Source organism: Nitrobacter sp., assembly GCF_051535235.1.
In the GTDB taxonomy this organism is placed as follows: domain Bacteria; phylum Pseudomonadota; class Alphaproteobacteria; order Rhizobiales; family Xanthobacteraceae; genus Nitrobacter.
The window spans coordinates 18,747-37,698 of record NZ_JBPPLZ010000003.1 but is presented as its reverse complement, the minus strand read 5'-3'; the positions used below and the strand labels follow the sequence as shown (position 1 = coordinate 37,698).

Here is an 18,952-nt window from a genome sequence, read left to right as displayed (position 1 = left end):
ACGGCGCGGCGGGACTACTCCGGAACGCCGGTCTGCAACGCCAGTGCGTGGAGCACGCCGCCCATCTGGCCCTTCAGCGACTGATAGACGATCTGATGCTGCTGCACGCGGGACTTGCCGCGGAACGACTCCGAGATCACGGTGGCCGAGTAATGGTTGCCGTCACCGGCGAGGTCCTGGATCGTCACCTGGGCGTCCGGAATCGCCTCCTTGATCATCGACTCGATTTCCCGCGCTTCCATCGGCATCAGAGTGTCTCCCAAATCCGCCACATCTCGGAATCTCCGCGACGGCAGTTCAACTTAATATGGCTATCTCGTCACGTCACGCAGCTCGATCCCATACTCGCACGAACTTTGCCAATCGCAAGAGCGAAGGTAACCCGCGCGGGGGAGCGCCGGCTTGCGGCACGCGCTGCGTGCTGTGAACTGCGGTCACCCTTTTCCGGCCATATAGTCCGGCAGCCAGCTTTCAAAGCCGTGCTGCAAGGCCTTGACCGCGACAGCACGCTCTCCGGCGATGGCGATCTCGCGCCCGCCGGTCAGGCCGATCTGGACGCAGGGCACCCCGACCGCCCGGAGCTTGGTGAATACGCTCAGCAGATCCTTTTCGTGCACGGTGACGATGTAGCGCGCCTGATCCTCACCGAACCACCAGGCATGCGGCACGATTGCTTCCGGCGCGGCATCGAGAACGGCGCCGATGCCGCTCGCCATCGCCATTTCAGCCAGCGCCACCAGGAGTCCGCCGTCGGAGACATCATGCACGGCGGTGGCGGTGCCCGCATGGATCATGCCGCGCACCACGTCGCCATTGCGCTTTTCCGCGGCGAGGTCGACCGGCGGGGGTGCGCCCTCCTCGCGGCCGCAGACGTCGCGCAAATACACTGACTGGCCGAGCCAGCCCTGGGTGTCGCCGATCAGCAGGATCGGATGTCCCTTGGCCTTGAAGGCGAGCGAAGCGGACTTGGTGAAATCGTCGAGCAGGCCGACGCCGCCGATCGAGGGCGTCGGCAGGATGCCGCGGCCGTTCGTCTCATTATAAAGGGAGACGTTGCCGGACACGACCGGGAACTCCAGCGCGGTGCACGCTTCCGAAATGCCCTTCAGGCAACCGACGAACTGGCCCATATTCTCGGGCCGTTCCGGATTGCCGAAGTTCAGGTTGTCGGTGATCGCCAGCGGGCGGCCGCCGACGGCGGTGATGTTGCGCCATGCTTCCGCGACCGCCTGCTTGCCGCCTTGATAAGGATCGGCCTCGCAGTAGCGCGGGGTCACGTCGACCGTGAGCGCAAGCCCCTTCGGCCCGTCCTGCACGCGCACCACCGCCGCGTCACCGCCCGGACGCTGCACGGTGTTGCCGCCGATCACGTGATCGTATTGCTCCCACACCCAGCGCTTCGAGCAGAGTTCCGGCGTCGCGATCAGTTTCTCCAGCGCGTCGGCCATCGGCATCGGGGCTGCGACATCGCGGGCATGAACGACGGGCAGTTGCGGTGACGGCACATGCGGCCGATCATACAAAGGCGCTTCCGATTCCAGTTCCTTGATCGGCAGGTCGGCCATCACGTCGCCGCCATGCTTCACAACGAAACGCTTGCTCGGCGTGGTATGGCCAACGATGGCGAAATCGAGGCCCCATTTCCGGAAGATCGCCTCCGCTTCCTTCTCCTTCTCGGGCTTCAGCACCATGAGCATGCGCTCTTGCGATTCCGAGAGCATCATCTCGTAGGCGCTCATGCCCTGCTCGCGCGTCGGCACGCTGTCGAGATCGAGATCGACGCCGAGGTCGCCCTTGGCGCCCATTTCGACCGCCGAACAGGTCAGCCCCGCCGCGCCCATGTCCTGGATCGCGACGACGCAGCCCTTCGCCATGATTTCGAGACAGGCCTCCAGCAGCAGCTTTTCGGCGAAGGGATCGCCGACCTGCACGGTCGGACGCTTCTCCTCGCTGTCGTCGTCGAATTCGGCCGACGCCATGGTCGCACCGTGGATGCCGTCGCGGCCGGTCTTGGAACCGAGATAAACGATCGGCATGTTCACGCCGGATGCCGCAGCATAGAAAATCTTGTCGGCGTCGGCGAGGCCGACCGCCATGGCGTTGACGAGGATGTTGCCGTCGTAACGGGTGTGGAAGCGCACCTGTCCGCCGACGGTCGGCACCCCAAACGAGTTACCGTAGCCGCCGACGCCCGCGACCACGCCCGATACCAGATGCCGCGTTTTCGGATGCGACGGATCGCCGAAGCTCAGCGCGTTGAGGCAGGCGATCGGGCGCGCGCCCATGGTGAAAACGTCGCGCAGGATGCCGCCGACGCCGGTGGTCGCGCCCTGATAGGGCTCGATGTAGCTCGGGTGGTTGTGGCTCTCCATCTTGAAGACCACCGCCTGCCCGTCGCCGATGTCGATGACGCCGGCGTTCTCGCCCGGCCCCTGGATCACCCACGGCGCTTTGGTCGGCAGCCCGCGCAGATGGATGCGCGAGGACTTGTACGAGCAATGCTCGTTCCACATCGCCGAGAAGATGCCGAGTTCGGTGAAGGTCGGCGTCCGGCCGAGCAGCTTGAGGATGCGCTCGTATTCGTCCGGCTTGAGGCCGTGCGAAGCGACGAGTTCGGGAGTGATCGGGGGTTCGTTGGGGATCATTGAGCTTGAGCCCAAACTTTTGTCGCGCCTATTGTAGCTTGCGAGACGAATTGACTGATCGATATCGCATTACGTTGCGTAGGCGCAGCCCCTGTTAAGCCCGCTATTCGATCCTGAATGCTTTGCTTGCTCGCCTCCCAAATTTCAATCGCATCTAGCGTTTCTTTATCGAGGAGGACGAGGAGAACTGAATCAAAGTCGCCGGACAACCTTATACTTCCAACACGGCCTCGACGAGGATTAGCTCGATCAACCGCCCGGCCCTTTATCTGATATCGAACACAGCGACCTCCGATTTCCTTCGAGGCATCGTAGTATGGGGTTCTCGCAGTCTCTAGATTCAGCTCAAGCCATTTGGCGGCTTCGTACTCAGCAACTTCTCCAGTGACGCCAAGAGGCTTCTTGGTCAGAAAATAATACTCACAAGCGATTCGTTTGGCTTCCTTCAAAAGAAGACCCACTCGCTCTGGATCGCTCACGCCGCCCGCTCCAGATGCGCGACGAGACCTGCGAACAGCCCGCGGCCGTCGGTGCAGCCCATGACGTCTTCGACATGGTTTTCCGGATGCGGCATCATGCCGAGCACGTTGCCGCGCTCGTTGACGATGCCGGCGATCGACTGCGCCGCGCCGTTGATGTTGTGGGTGTCGCCGACCTCGCCCGACGGCGAGCAATAACGATAGAGAACGCGGCCTTCGCCTTCGAGGCGGCGGACGGTCTCTTCATCGGCAGCGTAATTGCCCTCGCCGTGGGCGACCGGCACGCGGATCACCTGCCCGGCATTGTAGCCGCGCGTGAACGGAGTATCGGACCGCTCGACCCGCAGATGCACGTCATGGCAGATGAACTTCAGCCGCGCATTGCGCATCAGGATGCCCGGCAGCAGGCCGGATTCGCAGAGAATTTGAAAACCGTTGCAGACGCCAAGCACGAGACCGCCTTGAGAAGCAAAGGCGCGCACCGCGTCCATGACCGGGGCGCGCGCGGCGATGGCGCCACAGCGAAGATAGTCGCCATAGGAAAACCCGCCGGGCACCACGACGAGATCGGTGCCTTCAGGCAGCGAGGTTTCCGCGTGCCAGACCATGGCGGGTTCCCGCCCGGACACGAGCCGCAATGCGCGCGCCATGTCGCGCTCGCGATTGATGCCGGGAAAGACGAGAACTGCGGGCTTCATGTCGTGCGTCGCCTAGCCGAGAACCTCGACGCGATAATTCTCTATCACGGTATTTGCCAGCAGCTTGTCGGCGGCGGCCTTCAACACGGCTTCCGCCTTGGCCTTGTCCGCGCCAGCGAGTTCGATGTCGAACACCTTGCCCTGGCGCACGCTGGCGATGCCGTCGACGCCGAGCGACTTCAGCGCGCCCTCGATCGCCTTGCCCTGCGGATCGAGAATGCCGGTTTTCAAAGTAACGGTGACGCGCGCTTTCATCCCACCCTCGTCATTCCGGACGATCCGCACGGCGGATCGATCCGGAATCTGGCCCCACTTCCTGGATTCCGGGCTCGACGCTCCGCGCCGCCCCGGAATAACCGATCGGAATCAACCCTTCACCAGCACCGGGCCGGCGCCGACGGGCCGTTCGTTTTCCATCAGGATGCCGAGCCGCTTCGCAACTTCGGTGTAGGCTTCCACCAGCCCGCCGAGATCGCGGCGGAAGCGGTCCTTGTCGAGCTTCTCGTTCGACTTGATGTCCCACAGCCGGCACGAGTCGGGCGAAATTTCATCGGCGACGACGATCCGCATCATCTCGTTCTCGAACAGCCGGCCACATTCCATCTTGAAATCGACCAGGCGGATGCCGATGCCGAGAAACAGCCCGGTGAGGAAATCGTTGACGCGGATCGCCAGCGCCATGATGTCGTCGATCTCCTGCGGCGTCGCCCAGCCGAACGCCGTGACGTGCTCCTCGGAGACCATGGGATCGTTGAGCTGGTCGTTCTTGTAGTAGAACTCGATGATGGAGCGCGGTAGCTGGGTGCCTTCCTCGATGCCCAGCCGCTGCGACAGCGACCCCGCCGCAACGTTGCGGATCACGACCTCGAGCGGCACGATCTCGACCTCGCGGATCAACTGCTCGCGCATGTTGAGACGGCGGATGAAATGGGTCGGCACCCCGATGTCGTTGAGGTGCTGGAACAGGTATTCCGAAATCCGGTTGTTGAGGACGCCTTTGCCTTCGATCACCTGATGTTTCTTGGCATTGAACGCGGTCGCGTCGTCCTTGAAATGCTGGATCAGTGTGCCCGGCTCCGGTCCTTCGTAAAGCACCTTGGCCTTGCCTTCGTAAATGCGACGCCGACGGCTCATTGGGATGTACCGTGTGTTGTTGAAATCCATGAAACTGGGTGCTCCGAGCGTTCGATGTGACCCGTGGCGGAGCTGCCGCGAAGGCCAGGATCTTGGATTAGAACAGGAAACAGAACAAGAACCGAGCCTGTCCGCAACCTAGCCGATCGGGCCACCCGGCACAATCAATTCAGGCCTTTACCGGGAAGTTTTACCCCGCTCCCCTGCGACCTTGCGTCCGTTGTTCCCGGATCGGCCAATCCTTATCTAGGTTGTTGAACCGGCTGCGGCAACGTGGCCGCTCACGGCTTCTTCATCGGCAACGGAACCGGAACCTGGCCATGACCACATTCGACAAACGTGAAGAAGGTTTTGAGAAGAAATTCGCCCTCGACGAGGAGCAGAAATTCAAGGCCGAGGCGCGCCGCAACAGATTGCTGGGATTGTGGGTCGCGGAAAAGCTGGGCATCTCCGGCGATGCCGCCGGTGCCTATGCCAGGGAGGTCATCGCCGCCGACTTCGAGCAGCCGGGTGACAACGACGTCGTTCACAAGGTGATGCGCGATCTTTCCGCCAAGGGCGTCGCGCTCACCGAACAACAGCTCCGCGTCCAGATGGACGCCCTGATGGCCGAGGCCATCGCGCAAGTGAAGGCGGGGACGTAGAGGCGCGGGATTTTTGCGCTATTTCAGCGTTATCCGGAACGTCATCGTTCCGTTGATCGTGAAACCCTCCTGTTGGGCCGAACCGTACTGACGGCTGGAGTTGACGTTGCTGTTGACCGATTCCAGCCGGCAGTCGCTCGCCAAGGTCGCTTTCAGCAGATCGCATTCCCGCGCCGCGGTCGCATAAATCGACTGCCGGGCTTTTTCCCGCAACTTTTCAGCCTCGCTACTCTCGCCGGACGGACCGGGCACAAAAAAGCTCACCGTGCTCTGGACACGCACAAAGCCATCCTGACGATGCTGCAATTCGACCACATCGGCGCTCCGCCGCGCGAGTTTGTCGAGCACCGGTGATTGCGCGGCGGCGGCCGTCCCCACCAGCAACGTGCCGGCAACAACGGCAAGCAGACTACAGCGTGTCATATGGCTTTCCTCGCGTGCGACGTTCCATCCGCGGGAATAACAATCGGACCTTGTCGTTTGAACAATCCGAACGGCGGAAAAACCAGCCTTATATTCAGGGCATGTTAACCGAAGGCGCCTGCACCACACTGATCCGTCCGGCACGACAACGACCGGCGCTATCACTCCTCCTTGAAGCCGTATTCGAGATTATTCCCGGTCGCGCCGTAATACTTGAACGGCAGGAACTTGCCGCTCATGCCGATCCTGACGCGATCGCCCTTGGGATGGGCGACGCGCGCGATCTCCAGGTCGAAGTCGATCGCCGACATGATGCCGTCGCCGAATTCTTCCTCAATCAGCGCTTTCAGCGCCGGTCCGTTGATCATGACCAGTTCGTACAACCGATAGATCAACGGATCGGTCGGCGGCATCGGCGTGCCCTGCCCTCGCGTCGGCACCTCGTTGAGCATCGCGATTTCCGTCTTGGAAAGGCCGAACAGCTTTCCGGCCGCCGCCGCCTGCGGCCTGGTCAGTTTCATGTGGCCGAGCAACGCGCTGACGATCAGGATTTCCGAAAACCCGCCGATCTCGCCGGCGATGTACTTCCAGCTCCATTCCTTCTCGCGCTTGATGTCGAGAATCTTTTCGGTGAGGTCGGAACGCTTCATCATGTCCTCCCGTCTGAAAACGTCTGGGACAAGGGCCGTGCAATGCACGTGCCATGGACAAGACAGCGACTGACCTGAGAAAATCAGCGCGGACGGCGAGCGATTGACCAGAATTTGCGCAGCGAATGCCGCTTGAGCGGGCACTGCCATAACCGGCGCAGCTACGCGCGAGGCATACGCGAAGCGCTAGCCTCAACCCCCTTGCCGTCGCCGTAAAATAGGATTATATTCCGTACATGACCCCACCGCACATACCTCCCGTCCTCGCCCGCTTCCGCGTCAAGCCGGACGAACCCGCCGAGGGCTCGACCGTTGCGGGTCCGCCCGCCGTTCAGGCAAGCGACCGGCCAAAGGGCACAAGGCGGCCGCATCCGGATTCCAGCGTCCGTGCCGTGCGGCACCTTGTGGAGACGACCACGCTGACCTTTGCGCAGATACAGGCCCGAACCGGCGTCAACCATTCGACGATAACGCTCTGGAAGCGCAATCATGGCTGGACGCGCCCGGCGTTCGCGGCGCGCCATTCCTATGACGTGCCGCTCTGGCGGGCCGGCCCACGGCAAAAGACGGCCGCGTTGACAGGACGGCTGGTTGCGATCGCCGAGCGGATGGTGCGCGAACTGGAGGAGAAACCGGACACCGACATCGACAAGCTGATGCAGGCGATGGAGGCGTTGAAGATGGCGCGGCTGGAGGCCAGGACCCGAAATCGTCACTGGCCTGTCATCGGCCCCTCGCGCACCGGCCGAGAGGTTCTCAACGAGCAGGAGGCGATCCGCGCCGCGCTGAAGGAAATGCGCCGCGGCGGCGTCGACATCGACCGCGCCCCGCAGGAGGCACTGGACCTCGTGATCGACGCCAACCTGCCGGTGGAGGCGGATCACCCGGCGTTGAGGCCGAGGGGACGAATGAAGTAGGGGTTCTGTATATGCTCACTGAAAAACGCCGTCAGCACCACGTTTGGAGGCGATATCTAGAGAGTTGGTGCATCGACGGAAGACTCTATTGCTTCCGAGACGGGGAAGTTTTCCCGAATGCGCCTCACAATCTTGCAGTCGAAAGTTATTTCTATCGACTGGACGATCTGACAGAGAGCGATCTGGCTCTGTACCGAAAGTTATTGATCGAAAAAGGCGACGCCTACCAGAAGAAATCGCATGAACGTTTCCTCAGTATGGTGATGGCTCCAATCGAAATGGCCGAACGAGTAAAGCAAGTCGAAAACAATCCGACGCTGTACCCCGTTCTGCAAGAGTTCCTCAAAACCTACAAAACAAACGTTTTAGAAGACTACTACGCTGGCATCGAGAGCGAATTTGGACCCATTCTCGGCAAGCTTCTTTCCGGTGATCTCAGCGTGTTCTCGAACGATGAAACGGTAATACCTTTGTATTATTTCTTGGCCACTCAGTACATGCGCACCAAGCGGATCAGAGAATCGTGGATCAAGAGTTTCGAAGAAGCGCCGTTCAGCATCGAGCGCATTTTGCCGCTACTGGCGCTTCAGTACGCCGAAAATATTGGACGATCGCTGTATTTAGATAGAAAGAAGATTTCGCCGGTAATACTAGACAACCCTACGGAAATTGCCTTCATCACTGGTGACCAGCCTATCATCAACTTGCTTGCAGTGGCTGACCGTCCGGCAACCGAGCTTTCATTGTACTATCCACTCTCCCCTACAAAGGCTCTCCTGCTCAGCGATGCCGGAAGGCATGCGATGGTCACGAATGACAGCTTTAACAAGGAATGGGCTGTAGAGTTGAACCGCAAGATCGCTGAGAACAGCCACAGTCAGGTGTTCGCAAGGGATGCATGCGCATTAAAGTTGTTTGTAAACATGAAAACGATTTGAACTCTACGGTTCGACAAACGTGTGAAGTCTAAAGCGCGACGCGGATTAGGTGTAGATAGCTGTATCGACGCACGGCAATATTTGTACGGTAGGAATTTTGCCGGATACAGCGGGTTCACACCTCCCCCTTCCCCATCCTCCCCGCCAAATCATCGAGCACCCCCGCCAGATCGGCCTCCACCGCCACCGCCTCGATATCCACCACGCGATAGCCGCGCTCGGCGAGCCACGCTCCCCGCGTAGCGCGATCCTTCGCGATGGTCTCGCTCTCGTTCGCGTTCACCAGTTCGATCGCGATGCGCTGCGTAAACGACACGAAATCCGGAATGTGACGACCGACCGGGGTCTGCCGCTTGAACTGGCCGGCGAAGCGGCGGTCGCGCGTCAGCGCTTGCCACAGGATTCGCTCGGCGTCGGTGGGATTTCGTCTGAGCAGCCGCGCCAGTCCACGCACCGTGCTGCTGCTGTCCGCGGATGCTCCCCCCGGCCCCTGCTCGGCCAGCAGCGCCCGCAGCCGCGTGGCCTGCGCGCCGTCGAGCACGCCGCCCTTGGCCGGGCCCTTGCGCCCTTCCGCGATCGCCATGACGACTCCATGGAGCGTGTGCATGTCCTGCTTGGTCGGCTCCATGCGGGTGAAAATGTTGCGCAGGTTCACCAGCATGGTGTCGCGCTTTTCCGGCGGGCGGAGGAATTCCACCGTGTCGAGTTCGGCGACAAGATTGTCGAAGAACGCCTGCATCTGATGTTGCGAGGCCCGCTCCGAACGTTCCGGCATCGCGAACGGCAACTCGCCTCGCGTCACCAGCTTGAACCATTCGTAGCCCATCAGCAGCACGGCCTGCGCGAGGTTGAGCGAGGCGAAGCCCGGATTGACGGGATAGGTGATGATGCGGTCGGCCATCGCCACTTCCTCGTTCAGAAGCCCGGCGCGCTCGCGCCCGAACAGGATGCCGACATGGCCGCCGGCCGCGATCTGCGCACTGGCCTCGGTAGCGGCCGCCTCCGGCGCGACGACCGGCTTGGCCTGATCGTGGGCGCGCGCGGTGGTCGCGAACAGCAGCGTGCAATCGGCCACGGCGTCGGCGACCGTGTCGAACAGCTCCACCTTGCCGATGATGTGATCGGCGCCCGCCGCCGCGCGCTGCGCCGCGACATTCGGCCAGCCGTCGCGCGGGTTGACGATGCGCAGCCGCGTCAGGCCGAAATTGCCCATGGCGCGCGCCGCCATGCCGATGTTCTCGCCGAGCTGCGGCTCGACCAGAATAACGGTGAAGCCGGTCTCGGCGATGCCGGTTTTCGTTCTGTCGGTGCCCGACATCTCGCCTCGTCTTTCACCTTACGCTTGAGATTCTGGTTCAACGGCGTCGCTCGCCGCGTCTTCGATTGCGCCTTTCCAGATTTTTCTCAAGTCAAATAACGCACTTAGTGGAATGGAGTTGAACTTGCAGGGGAAGATGAATGTATATGGCCAAGTTTCAGCCGGGCTCGTTGGGGGAAACGTCAGAACGTCTGGAAAATCAGTGCGGTAATGCCGTCCATTCGGCTTTCGCCTGCGCCGTCCCGATGCTATAGCCGGACACTTGCAGGTTTCCTCTCCCGAAGCGGCCCGATCTCCAAATGGCAAAAATCAAGGTGACCAATCCGGTCGTCGATCTCGACGGCGACGAGATGACCCGGATCATCTGGAAATACATCAAAGAGAAGTTGATCTATCCGTTCCTGGATATCGACCTGATGTACTTCGACCTGGGGATGGAATCTCGCGACAAGACCGACGACCAGATCACGATCGACGCCGCCAACGCCATCAAGAAGGTGGGCGTCGGCGTGAAGTGCGCCACCATCACCCCCGACGAGGCCCGGGTGAAGGAATTCGGCCTCAAGCACATGTGGAAGTCGCCGAACGGCACCATCCGCAACATCCTGGGCGGCGTGATCTTCCGCGAGCCGATCATCTGCAAGAACGTGCCTCGTCTCGTCCCGGGCTGGACCAAGCCGATCATCATCGGCCGCCACGCCTACGGCGACCAGTATCGCGCCACCGACATCAGGTTCCCGGGCAAGGGCACGCTGAGCATGAAGTTCGTCGGCGAGGACGGCACGGTGATCGAGCGCGAAGTGTTCAAGGCGCCCGGCCCGGGCGTCGCGATGGAAATGTATAATCTCGACGATTCCATCGTCGATTTTGCGCGCGCCTCGCTGAACTACGGTCTGCTGCGCGGCTACCCCGTCTATCTCTCGACCAAGAACACCATCCTCAAGGTCTATGACGGCCGCTTCAAGGACATCTTCCAGGACATCTACGACCGCGAGTTCAAGACGCAGTTCGAGGCCCGCAAGCTGACCTATGAGCACCGCCTGATCGACGACATGGTGGCCTCGGCGCTGAAATGGTCCGGCGGCTATGTCTGGGCCTGCAAGAATTACGACGGCGACGTGCAGTCGGACACGGTGGCGCAGGGCTATGGTTCGCTCGGGCTGATGACCTCGGTGCTGCTGACCCCGGACGGCCAGACGGTCGAGGCGGAAGCCGCCCACGGCACCGTGACGCGACACTACCGCGAACACCAGAAGGGCAAGGAGACGTCGACCAACTCGATCGCCTCCATTTTCGCCTGGACCCGCGGCCTGTCCCATCGCGCCAAGCTCGACGACAACGAGGCGCTGGCGCATTTCGCGGCCACGCTGGAGAAAGTCTGCGTCGACACCGTCGAGGCCGGCTTCATGACCAAGGATCTTGCGCTTCTCGTCGGCGCCGACCAGCGCTGGCTGTCCACCACCGGCTTCCTCGACAAGGTGGCGGACAATCTGACCAAGGCGATGGCTGGATCGGACCAGAATTAAACGTTCAAGCCGCCGACGGCGCGCTCCCCTCTGCCGAGTTCGGATTGCTGTCGGGAGGCGCAGCCGCACCGGCGGCGGGGCGGCTCTCCGGCAGGATCACAGCATCGGCGGTCTGCGCCAGCATCGCGCGGGCGATTTCGGTTTCGCCCATGATGACCGATGTCGCGCCGTGAAACTTCAGATGAGCGACCTCCTCTTCGGAATGCGCCCGCGCGATGATCGGCAGGCCTTCGCTGATGGCGCGCGCCTTGGCGACGATCTGGCCGCCCTCGAAGCCGTCGGGGATCGCGACCAGGAGACCTCGCGCAGCGCCGACATTGGCCGCCTGCAGCATGCCGGGGGCTGCAGCGTTGCCGGTTATGACTTCCACGCCTTCCTGCTTGAGCCGCTCGACGGTGCCGGGATTGTCCTCGATCACGAGAAGCGGCGTCCCCGCCTCGCGCAGCGCGCGGCTGACGACGCTGCCGACGCGACCATGTCCCACCAGCACGACATGACCGGTCAATGCCGACACCGGCAGCGGCACCTGCGGTGATTCCTCCTCTGAATCATTCGAAGGTTTTTCGCCATTCTTTTTCTCGACACGCGCCATCACGCGATCGAGCACCGCGAACCACAACGGATTGAGCATGATCGTGATGATGGCGCCTGCCAGCACCAGATCGCGCCCGCGCTCGGTCATCAGCGACAGGCTGACGCCGAGGCTGACCAGAATGAACGAGAATTCGCCGATCTGCGCCAGGCTGGCGGAGATCGTCAGCGCCGTCGAGTTGGAATAACCGAACACGCGCACGATCGCATAGGCCGCCAGCGACTTGCCGAACAGGATGATGAACAGCGTCGCCAGCAGCGGCAGCGGCTCCTTCATAATGATCAGCGGATCGAACAGCATCCCGACCGAAACGAAGAACAGCACCGCGAACGCATCGCGCAGCGGCAGCGTTTCGCTGGCGGCGCGCTGGCTGAGTTCGGACTCGCTGAGGATCATGCCGGCGAAGAATGCGCCGAGCGCAAACGATACGTCGAACAGCGTCGCCGCGCCGAACGCCACGCCGAGCGAGATGGCGAAGACCGCAAGCCTGAACAGTTCGCGCGAGCCGGTATGCGCAACGTAGTGCAGGATCCACGGGATCACGCGGCGGCCGACCACCAGCATCAACGCCACGAAAGCGGCGACCTTTCCGAGCGTCAACGCCATCGGCCAGGCCAGCGTCGATATCGCCACGTTGGCTCCGGTCTCGCCGTTCATCAACCCGGCGAGCGGCGGCAGCATCACCAGCGTCAACACGCAAGCGATATCCTCGACGATCAGCCAGCCGACCGCAATGCGTCCACGCTCGGTGTCGATCAGCCGCCGCTCCTGCATCGCGCGCAGCAGCACCACGGTGGACGCGGTGGAGAGGGCGATACCGAACATGATGCCCTTGCCGGTGCTCCATCCGAGCACCCAGCCCAGCCCCCAGCCCATCACCGTCGCCGCCGTGATCTGCACCACCGCGCCGGGCAAGGCGATCGCGCGAACCGACCACAGATCCTTCAGCGAGAAGTGCAGCCCGACGCCGAACATCAGCAGGATGATGCCGATCTCGGCGAGTTCATTGGCGATGTTCTGGTCGGCGACGAAGCCCGGCGTGAACGGCCCCATCAGGACGCCCGCCAGCAGATAGCCGACCAGCGGCGATACGCGCGCGCGCTGCACCAGCGCGCCGAAGACGAACGCCAGCACGAGGCCGATCACGACGGTGGAGATCAGGGGCGTGTTGTGTTGCATGGGGCATATTGTTGCATATGCGAGCAGGATGCCACACGGTTATCGGCTACCCATCGCCGCACCGGCCCAACTAAAGCATGTTCGTCCGTTGAAGCTCCGACGGGCGAGTGGCGCGAATTGCCTTATGAAATTCCATCGCACAATGTCACGGTGCTGACATCTTGCTGCGGACATCATCGGCCACCCGGAGAGAAAGGTGCGCCATGTCCAGTTCCTCCAGTTCCGTCGGTCGTTTCGTCTGGTACGAATTGATGACCAGCGACGTCGAAGCCGCCAAGGCATTTTACACCAAGGTCGTCGGATGGCAGGCCGAGGACACAGCCGCGACCGGCATGACCTACACTCTGTTCAAGGTTGGCGAGGTCCATGCCGCGGGCCTGATGGCGCTGACCGAGGATGCACGCAATCGCGGCGTACCACCGTGCTGGACCGGCTACGTCGCGGTCGATGATGTCGATGCCAGCTCCGACCAGTTCAAGAAGCACGGTGGCGCGGTCCATGTGCCGCCGTGTGACATTCCCAATACCGGCCGCTTCGCCATCGTCGCAGACCCGCAAGGTGCGGTGCTTGCGCTGTTCAAGGGCGCGACGCCGCAGCAAGCTCCTGCGTTCGGTGCGCCCGGCCATGCGGGCTGGCATGAATTGATGGCCGCCGATTGGGAAAAAGCCTTTGCGTTTTACGCCACGTTGTTCGGCTGGCAAAGGGCCGACGCAATCGACATCGGGCCAATGGGCAAATACCAGCTTTTCACCGCCGGCGAGCAACCGATCGGTGGCATGTTCAACAAGCCCGCCAAAATGCCGATACCGTTCTGGCTCTATTATTTCAGCATCGACGCGATCGACGCCGGCACCGAACGCGTAAAATCGGGCGGCGGCAAGATCATCAATGGACCGATGGAAGTGCCGGGCGACATGTGGATCGTGCAGTGCACCGATCCGCAAGGCGCGATGTTCGCGCTGGTCGCACCGAAGAAATAACTGCCGCGCATAAACGTCTGGCGTGAATCGTCTTTTCGCGTCTGATGAATCAGAAGCGAAAAGGCTCTAACCACCCATTGCCGCCGCGATGGCGTCCAAAGCCGCGCCCGCCTTGGCGCCGTCGGGACCGCCGGCCTGCGCCATATCCGGCTTGCCGCCGCCGCCCTTGCCGCCGAGCACCTCGGACGCCTTGCGCACGAGATCGACCGCCGAGAAGCGCGTCACGAGATCGGGCGTCACGCCGACAACCACACTCGCCTTGCCGTCGTCGCTGGTCGCGACCAGTGCGACGACACCCGAGCCGAGCTGCTTCTTGCCCTGATCGGCGAGGTTCTTGAGGTCCTTGATCTCGATGCCTTCGACCGAACGCGCCATCAGCTTGATGCCGCCGACATCGCGCACGCCCGCCGCCGCGCCGGAAGATGCGCTCGCGGCCCCGCCTCCCATGGCGAGTTTCTTGCGCGCCTCGGACAGTTCGCGCTCGAGCTTCTTGCGCTCCTCCATCAGGGAGGCGATCCGCGCCGGCATGTCGTCGAGCGTGGTGCGCAATTCGCCCGCGGCGGTTTTCGCAAGCTGGATGGCGTCGTTGGCGTGACGGCGCGCGTGATGCCCGGTCAGCGCCTCGATCCGGCGCACGCCCGACGCCACCGCGCTTTCGCCGGTCACCGAGATCAGGCCGATATCGCCGGTGCGTTTCACATGGGTGCCGCCGCAAAGCTCGACCGACCAGCCGAGCGCATTGCTCGCCGCGCCCTGCCGTCCCGTGCCGCCCATCGACACCACGCGCACCTCGTCGCCGTATTTCTCGCCGAACAGCGCCCGCGCGCCCGCCTCGCGGGCGTCGTCCACCGCCATCAGGCGCGTCGTCACCTCGCCGTTCTCCAGCACGACGTCATTGGCGATGTCCTCGATGCGGCGCAGTTCGTCCGCGCTGATCGGCTTGTTGTGGGCGAAATCGAACCGCAGCCGCTCGGGCGCGACCAGCGACCCACGCTGCGCGATATGATCGCCGAGCACCTGCCGCAACGCTTCGTGCAACAGATGGGTCGCGGAATGATTAGCGCGGATCGCGGAGCGCCTTGCGTGATCGACCTCCAGCGTCAGCGCCATGCCGGGCGTGAGCGTCCCCTGCTCGACGGTGCCGAGATGCACGAACAGATCGCCCGCTTTTTTCTGCGTGTCGGTGACACGAAAGCGAACGCCCTCGCCGGTCAGAACGCCGGTGTCGCCGACCTGACCGCCGGATTCGCCGTAGAACGGCGTCTGGTTCAGAACAATCGCACCGCTTTCGCCGGCCTTGAGGCTGTCGATTTCCCTGCCGTCCTTCACCAGTGCAGCGACCACGCCTTCCGCGGTTTCGGTCTCGTAGCCGAGAAACTCCGTGGCGCCGAGTCTTTCGCGCAACGGAAACCAGATCGCCTCGGTCGCTGCCTCGCCCGAGCCCGACCACGACGCGCGCGCCTTGGCTTTCTGCTGTTCCATCGCATCGGTGAACGAGGCCAGATCAACGCCGATGCCGCGCGCCCGCAACGCGTCCTGCGTCAGGTCGAGCGGAAAGCCATACGTATCGTACAGCGTGAACGCGGTCTCGCCGTCGAACATGTCGCCCGTCTTCAGCGACGCGCTTTTCTCATCGAGAATAGAAAGCCCGCGCTCCAGCGTCTTGCGGAAGCGCGTCTCTTCCAGCCGCAGCGTTTCCTCGATCAGGGCGCGGGCGCGCTGCAGCTCGGGATAGGCCTCGCCCATCTCGCGCACCAGCGCGCCGACCAGCCGCCACATCAACGGCTCCCGCGCGCCGAGCAACTGGGCGTGGCGCATCGCGCGCCGCATGATCCGGCGCAGCACATAGCCGCGACCTTCGTTCGAGGGCAGCACGCCGTCGGCGATCAGGAACGAGGATGCGCGCAGGTGATCGGCGATCACGCGCAGCGATGCCTTCATCGGACCGCGCGGGTCCGCGCCGGTCAGATCGGCCGCGGCGCGGATCAGCGCGACGAACAGGTCGATATCGTAATTGTCGTGCTTGCCTTGAAGTACGGCGGCGACGCGCTCAAGACCCGCGCCGGTATCGATCGAGGGCTTGGGCAGATCGAGGCGGCTGCCGTCCGGCAGCTTCTCGTATTGCATGAACACGAGGTTCCAGATCTCGACGAAGCGGTCACCATCTTCGTCCGGCGACCCCGGAGGCCCGCCCGGAATCTTGTCGCCGTGATCGTAGAAGATCTCCGAGCACGGACCGCACGGACCGGTATCGCCCATCTGCCAGAAATTATCCGCGCCACTGATGCGGATGATGCGCGAGTCCGGCAGGCCCGCGATCTTTTTCCAGAGGCCGAACGCCTCGTCGTCGTCGATGTAGACGGTGGCGGTCAGCCTGTCCTTCGGCAGGCCGAACTCCTCGGTCACCAGCTTCCATGCCAGTTCGATGGCGCGATCCTTGAAATAGTCGCCGAACGAGAAGTTGCCGAGCATCTCGAAGAAGGTGTGGTGGCGCGCGGTGTAGCCGACATTGTCGAGATCGTTGTGCTTGCCGCCGGCGCGCACGCATTTCTGCGAGGTGGTGGCGCGCCGATAGGGCCGCTTCTCGACGCCCGTGAAGACGTTCTTGAACTGTACCATGCCCGCATTGGTGAACATCAATGTCGGATCGTTGCGCGGAACCAGCGGCGACGAGGGCACGATCTCGTGGCCCTGGGCCGCGAAGTAATTCAGAAACGCCGACCTGATGTCGTTAACGCCGCTCATTGTGTTCCATCGCAAATTAAGGGCTCGCGGCCCTGAGCGCATATTCCAGCAAAGGTGGTAACCGGCTTTGCGAGCAGAATACGCGCAAGTTGGCAGTCGCATCTTGTCCAGCGACCGCTTTTAGACGGGGGTGGCCGGGCTGTCCAGAAAGTGTGCAGGAGGATCAGAGACTTGGCCGTATTAATAACATCCGTTGAAAATGCTGCATCCGCGTTGACAGTCTTGTTGAAGGCGTGTTTTCGTCCTATCTGTTTTGAAGTCGCGCCGGGAGAGATCGGCCACTTCCAGGAATGGAAGCAGGCCGGCGCCGAAGGAGCAACCGCCCCGGAAACTCTCAGGCAAACGGACCGCGCGACTCGTTAACATCTGGAAAGAGACCCTCGGCCGTGTGCGGTCAGGGTCCGCCGACGGGATAATACTCTCAGGCACAGCGACAGATGGGGTTTTTACGGGTTTTCAGGGAATCGTCCCTTTTGACCGCAAGGACCCCTGATGGCGACGCACGTCTCCGAAGCGCCGACCCTGCGAAAAACGCCCCTGCACGCCCTGCATCTGGCGCGCGGCTGCAGGATGGTGCCGTTCGCGGGCTACGACATGCCGGTGCAGTACGCTGCCGGCGTGCTGAAGGAACATCTCCACACCCGAGCCGCCGCCGGCCTGTTCGACGTCTCGCATATGGGCCAGATCGCGCTGCGGCCCAAATCCGGTAAAGTCGAGGATGCCGCGCTCGCGCTGGAACGGCTGGTGCCGCAGGACGTCGTGGCGATCGCCCCGGGACGGCAGCGCTACGCCCAGTTCACCAATGCAGCCGGCGGACTGCTCGACGACCTGATGGTGGCCAATTTCGGCGACCACCTGTTTCTGGTGGTCAATGGCGCGTGCAAAACTGCCGACGAGGCGCATCTGCGCAAGCATCTCGTCGATGCCTGCTCCATCGACGTGCTGGCCGATCGCGCGCTGGTCGCGTTGCAGGGACCGAAAGCGGCGTCCGTGCTGGCGAAGCTTTGCCCTGAGGCAGCCGCGATGCGCTTCATGGAAGCCGGGCCGCGTCCGATCAGGATAGCCGGCGGCACCATCGACTGCTTTCTCTCGCGCTCCGGCTATACCGGCGAAGACGGCTTCGAGATCTCGATTCCCGCAGCGCAGGCCGAAGCCGTGGCATCGGCATTGCTCGGCGATCCGGCCGTGATGCCGATCGGCCTCGGCGCCCGCGACAGCCTGCGGCTCGAGGCCGGCCTCTGCCTTTACGGCCACGACATCGACACCACGACGACGCCGGTCGAAGCCGCGCTGGAATGGTCGGTGCAGAAAAGCCGTCGCAGCGGCGGCGCGCGCGCGGGCGGTTTTCCCGGAGCCGACGTGATCCTTTCCCAATTCGAGCAGGGCGCAGCCCGCCGCCGCGTCGGACTTCTGCCGGAAGGCCGCACGCCGGTGCGCGAAGGCGCACGACTGTTTGCGGATGCGAATTCCGCCGATCCGATCGGCGCCGTGACATCGGGCGGTTTCGGGCCGAGCCTGAACGCGCCCGTGGCGATGGGTTATCTGCCGACTTCGCACGCTGCCGTCGGCGGTCTGGTCTTTGCTGACGTACGCGGGCAGCGGCTGCCGCTGCGGGTGTCCGCGATGCCTTTCGTTCCACATCATTACAAGCGTTGAGGATTTGTCATGACCGTTTTGTATACTGCCGACCACGAATGGCTTCGTATCGAGGGCGACACCGCGACCGTCGGCATTACCGATCATGCGCAGTCGCAGCTTGGCGACGTCGTGTTCGTCGAACTGCCGAAAGTCGGACGCCAGTTGAAGAAGGCCGAGGCCGCGGCGGTCGTGGAGTCGGTCAAGGCGGCTTCGGATGTTTACGCGCCGATCACGGGTGAAGTTCTCGAGGTCAACGACACGCTCAGCGCGGAGCCGGCGCTGATCAATTCCGACGCCAACGGCAAGGCGTGGATTTTCAAGCTGAAGATCGCCGACAAGAGCGAGCTCGAGGGCCTGATGAATGAGGCCGCCTACAAGGCGCACACCGCGTGAGCTTTTTCGTCAAGCCCGGCCATGACGCAAGTCATTCAATATTTGCAAATTTG

At 62.6% G+C, this 18,952-nt stretch carries 18 protein-coding genes and 1 riboswitch; of the genes, 7 read left to right on the top strand and 11 right to left on the bottom strand.

Features of this window, described 5'->3' with window-relative positions; translation table 11 throughout:
* Positions 1-14 precede the first annotated feature (14 nt).
* From ACS3WA_RS04815 to purC, 6 genes are all read right to left on the bottom strand, one after another.
* Positions 15-248, bottom strand: coding sequence for a BolA family protein (locus ACS3WA_RS04815; RefSeq protein ID WP_292611719.1), 234 nt, complete (start codon positions 246-248; stop codon positions 15-17).
* A 186-nt stretch (positions 249-434) separates the two neighbouring features.
* A complete protein-coding gene (purL, locus tag ACS3WA_RS04810; RefSeq protein WP_438277431.1) occupies positions 435-2,645 on the bottom strand; it encodes a phosphoribosylformylglycinamidine synthase subunit PurL in 2,211 nt (736 codons plus the stop codon).
* Entirely contained in the window at positions 2,642-3,124 is a 483-nt protein-coding gene (locus ACS3WA_RS04805) for a hypothetical protein (RefSeq protein ID WP_438277430.1), read from the bottom strand. Before ACS3WA_RS04805 ends, purL begins: the two co-directional genes overlap by 4 nt.
* On the bottom strand, positions 3,121-3,822 hold the full coding sequence (gene purQ / locus ACS3WA_RS04800) for a phosphoribosylformylglycinamidine synthase subunit PurQ (RefSeq protein ID WP_438277429.1): 702 nt from the start codon (positions 3,820-3,822) through the stop codon (positions 3,121-3,123). Before purQ ends, ACS3WA_RS04805 begins: the two co-directional genes overlap by 4 nt.
* A 12-nt stretch (positions 3,823-3,834) precedes the next feature.
* Positions 3,835-4,077 (bottom strand): phosphoribosylformylglycinamidine synthase subunit PurS, encoded by a 243-nt coding sequence (gene purS, locus ACS3WA_RS04795; RefSeq protein WP_292611714.1) that lies wholly within the window; start codon positions 4,075-4,077, stop codon positions 3,835-3,837.
* A 111-nt stretch (positions 4,078-4,188) separates the two neighbouring features.
* Positions 4,189-4,956 (bottom strand): phosphoribosylaminoimidazolesuccinocarboxamide synthase, encoded by a 768-nt coding sequence (gene purC / locus ACS3WA_RS04790; RefSeq protein WP_438277428.1) that lies wholly within the window; start codon positions 4,954-4,956, stop codon positions 4,189-4,191.
* Between the two features lie 320 nt (positions 4,957-5,276).
* Between purC and ACS3WA_RS04785 the strand changes: the two genes are divergently transcribed.
* Positions 5,277-5,600 (top strand): DUF1476 domain-containing protein, encoded by a 324-nt coding sequence (locus ACS3WA_RS04785; RefSeq protein WP_438277427.1) that lies wholly within the window; start codon positions 5,277-5,279, stop codon positions 5,598-5,600.
* An 18-nt stretch (positions 5,601-5,618) separates the two neighbouring features.
* Here the strand turns inward: ACS3WA_RS04785 and ACS3WA_RS04780 are convergent, their stop codons facing one another.
* Positions 5,619-6,023, bottom strand: coding sequence for a hypothetical protein (locus ACS3WA_RS04780; protein ID WP_438277426.1), 405 nt, complete (start codon positions 6,021-6,023; stop codon positions 5,619-5,621).
* Positions 6,024-6,184: 161 nt separating this feature from the next.
* Entirely contained in the window at positions 6,185-6,673 is a 489-nt protein-coding gene (cynS, locus tag ACS3WA_RS04775; protein WP_438277425.1) for a cyanase, read from the bottom strand.
* Between the two features lie 236 nt (positions 6,674-6,909).
* Between cynS and ACS3WA_RS04770 the strand changes: the two genes are divergently transcribed.
* Positions 6,910-7,590 (top strand): hypothetical protein, encoded by a 681-nt coding sequence (locus ACS3WA_RS04770; protein ID WP_438277424.1) that lies wholly within the window; start codon positions 6,910-6,912, stop codon positions 7,588-7,590.
* Positions 7,591-7,601: 11 nt separating this feature from the next.
* Positions 7,602-8,528 carry a DUF4238 domain-containing protein gene (locus ACS3WA_RS04765; RefSeq protein ID WP_438277423.1) on the top strand — a complete coding sequence of 309 codons (927 nt, stop codon included), beginning with the start codon at positions 7,602-7,604 and terminating at the stop codon, positions 8,526-8,528.
* A 115-nt stretch (positions 8,529-8,643) separates the two neighbouring features.
* Here ACS3WA_RS04765 and ACS3WA_RS04760 read toward each other — a convergent pair whose 3' ends face one another.
* Complete coding sequence (locus ACS3WA_RS04760) at positions 8,644-9,846, bottom strand: TrmJ/YjtD family RNA methyltransferase (protein WP_438277422.1); 1,203 nt, start codon at positions 9,844-9,846, stop codon at positions 8,644-8,646.
* 299 nt (positions 9,847-10,145) lie between these two features.
* Between ACS3WA_RS04760 and ACS3WA_RS04755 the strand changes: the two genes are divergently transcribed.
* Positions 10,146-11,372, top strand: a complete 1,227-nt coding sequence (locus ACS3WA_RS04755; protein WP_438277421.1) for an NADP-dependent isocitrate dehydrogenase — start codon at positions 10,146-10,148, stop codon at positions 11,370-11,372.
* A 4-nt stretch (positions 11,373-11,376) separates the two neighbouring features.
* Here ACS3WA_RS04755 and ybaL read toward each other — a convergent pair whose 3' ends face one another.
* Positions 11,377-13,143 (bottom strand): YbaL family putative K(+) efflux transporter, encoded by a 1,767-nt coding sequence (ybaL, locus tag ACS3WA_RS04750; RefSeq protein WP_438277420.1) that lies wholly within the window; start codon positions 13,141-13,143, stop codon positions 11,377-11,379.
* Between the two features lie 203 nt (positions 13,144-13,346).
* On the opposite strand from ybaL, the gene ACS3WA_RS04745 reads away from it, so the two are divergent.
* Positions 13,347-14,123 (top strand): VOC family protein, encoded by a 777-nt coding sequence (locus ACS3WA_RS04745; protein ID WP_438277419.1) that lies wholly within the window; start codon positions 13,347-13,349, stop codon positions 14,121-14,123.
* Positions 14,124-14,189: 66 nt separating this feature from the next.
* Here ACS3WA_RS04745 and alaS read toward each other — a convergent pair whose 3' ends face one another.
* Positions 14,190-16,868 carry an alanine--tRNA ligase gene (alaS, locus tag ACS3WA_RS04740; protein ID WP_438277418.1) on the bottom strand — a complete coding sequence of 893 codons (2,679 nt, stop codon included), beginning with the start codon at positions 16,866-16,868 and terminating at the stop codon, positions 14,190-14,192.
* A gap of 254 nt (positions 16,869-17,122) precedes the next feature.
* Positions 17,123-17,228, top strand: a riboswitch (glycine riboswitch).
* Positions 17,229-17,360: 132 nt separating this feature from the next.
* On the opposite strand from alaS, the gene gcvT reads away from it, so the two are divergent.
* Both gcvT and gcvH read left to right on the top strand, forming a co-directional pair.
* The gene (gene gcvT, locus ACS3WA_RS04735) at positions 17,361-18,524 is read left to right on the top strand and encodes a glycine cleavage system aminomethyltransferase GcvT (protein ID WP_438277417.1); all 1,164 of its coding nucleotides are present in this window, start codon (positions 17,361-17,363) and stop codon (positions 18,522-18,524) included.
* Between the two features lie 9 nt (positions 18,525-18,533).
* On the top strand, positions 18,534-18,899 hold the full coding sequence (gcvH, locus tag ACS3WA_RS04730; RefSeq protein ID WP_438277416.1) for a glycine cleavage system protein GcvH: 366 nt from the start codon (positions 18,534-18,536) through the stop codon (positions 18,897-18,899).
* The last annotated feature ends 53 nt before the right edge of the window (positions 18,900-18,952 follow it).

What these genes read in the sequence shown, in the direction of transcription:
- purL (WP_438277431.1), bottom strand. Translation starts at nt 2,645, where the DNA reads ATGATCCCCAACGAACCCCCGATCACTCCCGAACTCGTCGCTTCGCAC.
- cynS (WP_438277425.1), bottom strand. Translation starts at nt 6,673, where the DNA reads ATGAAGCGTTCCGACCTCACCGAAAAGATTCTCGACATCAAGCGCGAG.
- ACS3WA_RS04760 (WP_438277422.1), bottom strand. Translation starts at nt 9,846, where the DNA reads ATGTCGGGCACCGACAGAACGAAAACCGGCATCGCCGAGACCGGCTTC.
- ACS3WA_RS04770 (WP_438277424.1), top strand. Translation starts at nt 6,910, where the DNA reads ATGACCCCACCGCACATACCTCCCGTCCTCGCCCGCTTCCGCGTCAAG.
- purC (WP_438277428.1), bottom strand. Translation starts at nt 4,956, where the DNA reads ATGAGCCGTCGGCGTCGCATTTACGAAGGCAAGGCCAAGGTGCTTTAC.
- ACS3WA_RS04780 (WP_438277426.1), bottom strand. Translation starts at nt 6,023, where the DNA reads ATGACACGCTGTAGTCTGCTTGCCGTTGTTGCCGGCACGTTGCTGGTG.
- ACS3WA_RS04815 (WP_292611719.1), bottom strand. Translation starts at nt 248, where the DNA reads ATGCCGATGGAAGCGCGGGAAATCGAGTCGATGATCAAGGAGGCGATT.
- alaS (WP_438277418.1), bottom strand. Translation starts at nt 16,868, where the DNA reads ATGAGCGGCGTTAACGACATCAGGTCGGCGTTTCTGAATTACTTCGCG.
- gcvH (WP_438277416.1), top strand. Translation starts at nt 18,534, where the DNA reads ATGACCGTTTTGTATACTGCCGACCACGAATGGCTTCGTATCGAGGGC.
- ACS3WA_RS04765 (WP_438277423.1), top strand. Translation starts at nt 7,602, where the DNA reads ATGCTCACTGAAAAACGCCGTCAGCACCACGTTTGGAGGCGATATCTA.
- ACS3WA_RS04755 (WP_438277421.1), top strand. Translation starts at nt 10,146, where the DNA reads ATGGCAAAAATCAAGGTGACCAATCCGGTCGTCGATCTCGACGGCGAC.
- ACS3WA_RS04785 (WP_438277427.1), top strand. Translation starts at nt 5,277, where the DNA reads ATGACCACATTCGACAAACGTGAAGAAGGTTTTGAGAAGAAATTCGCC.
- ACS3WA_RS04745 (WP_438277419.1), top strand. Translation starts at nt 13,347, where the DNA reads ATGTCCAGTTCCTCCAGTTCCGTCGGTCGTTTCGTCTGGTACGAATTG.
- ybaL (WP_438277420.1), bottom strand. Translation starts at nt 13,143, where the DNA reads ATGCAACACAACACGCCCCTGATCTCCACCGTCGTGATCGGCCTCGTG.
- purS (WP_292611714.1), bottom strand. Translation starts at nt 4,077, where the DNA reads ATGAAAGCGCGCGTCACCGTTACTTTGAAAACCGGCATTCTCGATCCG.
- purQ (WP_438277429.1), bottom strand. Translation starts at nt 3,822, where the DNA reads ATGAAGCCCGCAGTTCTCGTCTTTCCCGGCATCAATCGCGAGCGCGAC.
- gcvT (WP_438277417.1), top strand. Translation starts at nt 17,361, where the DNA reads ATGGCGACGCACGTCTCCGAAGCGCCGACCCTGCGAAAAACGCCCCTG.